The sequence below is a fragment of the Gammaproteobacteria bacterium genome (assembly GCA_027296625.1).
Taxonomy (GTDB): Bacteria; Pseudomonadota; Gammaproteobacteria; order JAKEHO01; family JAKEHO01; genus JAKEHO01.
The window spans coordinates 1-2941 of record JAPUIX010000057.1 but is presented as its reverse complement, the minus strand read 5'-3'; the positions used below and the strand labels follow the sequence as shown (position 1 = coordinate 2941).

Sequence of the window (2941 nt, the reverse complement as noted above, 5' to 3'; positions counted from 1 at the left end):
GGGGTGCTGGACTCCATGGCGTCGTGGATTCCTTTTGTGGGGGATCTCAGCTGGCAATACAAGTCGGCCAGTCCTCTGAGTAGAAATTTTTACCTTTGGCTACCCCTGGTTGTGCTTTTAATTGTTGGTTTAAAATTTGGTAAAATTTTCATGCGTAAACACAACTGGAAGTTGCATTTGCCTCACTGAGATCAAGAGTTCAGTCGCGAATCGTCCACGGCCGTCTTCCCTACGATGGGTAGGGACCTTACCCCTTGAAACAATTCAAAACGATGCCGCTTGTACAGCTCAGGAGTGGCGGTTCACTCTTGGTTACAAAAGTGTTTGGATAAGGCTTGTCGGGTCGCGCCAGGCTTTACGACCTGCATTACACATGGGAATACGTCATCGCACGGGTCTGACTTCGGTTATATAATAGAAACCGGTAGCACCGGTTTGATAAGTCCGCATACCCCCTGCACAAAAGCCTAGTTTTATCTCGACACGATAACCTAAAAATGATACAACATAATAACCTAACAAAGGCTCAACGCGAAAACCTAGTTGGCGCGCAGCGTCATAACCTAATGGCAGGACAAAGTTCATGGCAGCGCCGCACGAGAAACTGGCCGAATCCCTTGATGCCCTCAGGGCGCTTCAGAACCGGGGTGTTGTCGCCATTCGGGCCATAGACATCAAACGGTTGCACAGGGAGAGGCTGCTCAAGAACGGCTTCCTGCAAGAGGTCATGAAGGGCTGGTACATAGCGGTGCGCCCGCACGAGGCTGCCGGCGAAAGCACAGATTGGTATGCTTCCTTCTGGGCTTTTTGCGCCGCCTATCTACGGGAGCGCTTTGGCAGCGACTGGTGCCTATCACCGGAGCACTCTCTAGTTCTGCATGCCGGGAACCAGGCCATACCGTCCCAGCTTGTGGTGCGCTCTCCCAAGGGCGGCAACAAGGCCACGGCACTGCCGTATAGTACCTCGTTGTTCGATGTTCGTGCCACCGTACCGGAAGAGAAGGATATCGAAGAGAAGGACGGGCTGCGGCTGTTCTCGCTACCCGCGGCGTTGATCGCCAGCTCGCCCGGTTTCTTCGAGAGGAATCCCACTGACGCGCGTGCATCGCTTGCGACGATCCGCGATGCTTCGGAAGTGGCGGATCGCCTTCTGGAGGGTGGGCACAGCACAATCGCCGGACGGCTTGCGGGTGCGTTCCGCAACATCGGACGCGTCCGCATCGCCGATGACATCCTGAAGACCATGCGCGCGGCCGGTTATACGGTGCGCGAACAGGACCCGTTCAAAAGCAGGCTCGATCTTGCGCTGCCGCGGCGCGAGGTGTCACCCTATGCGGGCCGCATCCGCCTCATGTGGCAGCAGATGCGCGGAGCAGTGATCGAAAATTTTCCCGCGCCGCCCAGACGGCCGAAGGACATCGACGCGTATCTCAGGCATGTGCAGGAGGTGTATGTCACCGACGCTTATCACTCGCTGTCAATCGAAGGCTACCGAGTTAGCCCGGTGCTGATCGAGCGCGTTCGTGGCGGCGACTGGAACCCTGATGCAGACAAGGAAAACCGTGAGGATCGCAATGCGCTCGCGACGCGTGGGTACTGGCTCGCCTATCAGGCAGTGCAGAAGAGCCTGCGCAGGGTGCTGCGCGGCGAGAATCCGGGAACTGTTGCTGATGAGGATCACGGCGCCTGGTACCGGGAACTGTTCGCGCCGAACGTGACCGCGGGATTGCTCCGGACGGGCGACCTTGCCGGTTACCGCAACGGCCCTGTCTTCATCCAGCGCTCGATGCACGTTCCGCCTAACCGCGAGGCGGCGCGCGATGCCATGCCGGTGTTTTTCGAGATGCTGACGGAGGAAGCCGAACCGTCAGTTCGGGTCGTGCTCGGTCACTTCATTTTCGTCTATATCCACCCCTATACGGACGGCAATGGCCGTATCGGCAGGTTCCTCATGAACGTGATGCTGGGGGCAGGCGGATACCCCTGGACAGTCGTGCCGCTGGAACGGCGGGACGCATACATGACCGCTCTGGAAGAGGCAAGCGTGCGGCAGAACATTTCGCCGTTTGCCGAGTTCCTTGCACAGCTTGTCGATGAGGGGCTTCGCGGCAAGTTAGTGGCCAGGGTGCCGGCGGCCGGTGCTCGGAATTTTAAGAATCGCGGATGATTGGAGCAGGCTTGTCGGGGTGCGACTCTCTTTGGTAAGATACCAAGTGGTTAACCTTCCTTGAATTCTATCCTTGAGCCACCCTAGCTCAGTTGGTAGAGCAACTGATTCGTAATCAGTAGGTCGCCGGTTCGACTCCGGCGGGTGGCTCCACTCTTCAAAATCAGCGTGTCAATGGGAGATAAGTCAATACTCAATCCTGACCCCGTCGAAAGACAAATGCGATTGAGACTCAATTAAAGCGTCGTTTAATTGATCCCATAAACGGAATGGTCTCCGTCGCCACTTTTGTCGTATTGTATACGACAAGTCCAGTAGCAGGAAAGGAGATCATCCAATGGAGAACTTTGCAGGAGCAGATCTACACAAGAAAGTGACACAGCTGGGGCTGTTGAGGAAAGGAAAGCCACCCTCACAGTTTCGTTTCTCGAACGATCCCCATACGGTAGAGAAGGTCTTAAGCAGATTGCCCAGCGGGACCAAGATAGCAGTCGAAGCTACAAGTACATGGTGGTGGTTCGTGGAAAAGGTCAGGGAATTAGGCCACGAGGTCTATCTGTCTCATCCCAAGCAGACCAAGGCCATAGCCTCAGCCCGGTTGAAGTCGGACAAGGTGGATGCTTTGATGCTGGCGAGGTTACTGAAGGCGGACTTACTTCCTATGGTGTGGATCCCTGGGGACAGAGAACGCTATATGCGGGAGCTTCTATCCCATCGGGCAATGCTGGGAAGGGCCAGGACCACAGTGATCAATGAGCTGCATGCTGTATATGC

3 protein-coding genes and 1 tRNA gene are annotated in these 2941 nt (G+C 55.9%); all 4 read left to right on the top strand.

Annotation, left to right across the window (positions count from 1 at the left end; all coding sequences use genetic code 11):
* On the top strand, positions 1-189 hold a 189-nt coding region (locus O6944_03240; protein MCZ6718154.1), incomplete at its 5' end, for a hypothetical protein.
* Between the two features lie 394 nt (positions 190-583).
* Positions 584-2167, top strand: coding sequence for a Fic family protein (locus O6944_03235; GenBank protein MCZ6718153.1), 1584 nt, complete (start codon positions 584-586; stop codon positions 2165-2167).
* A 77-nt stretch (positions 2168-2244) separates the two neighbouring features.
* Positions 2245-2320, top strand: a tRNA-Thr gene (locus tag O6944_03230).
* Positions 2321-2504: 184 nt separating this feature from the next.
* On the top strand, positions 2505-2941 hold a 437-nt coding region (locus O6944_03225; GenBank protein MCZ6718152.1), incomplete at its 3' end, for a transposase.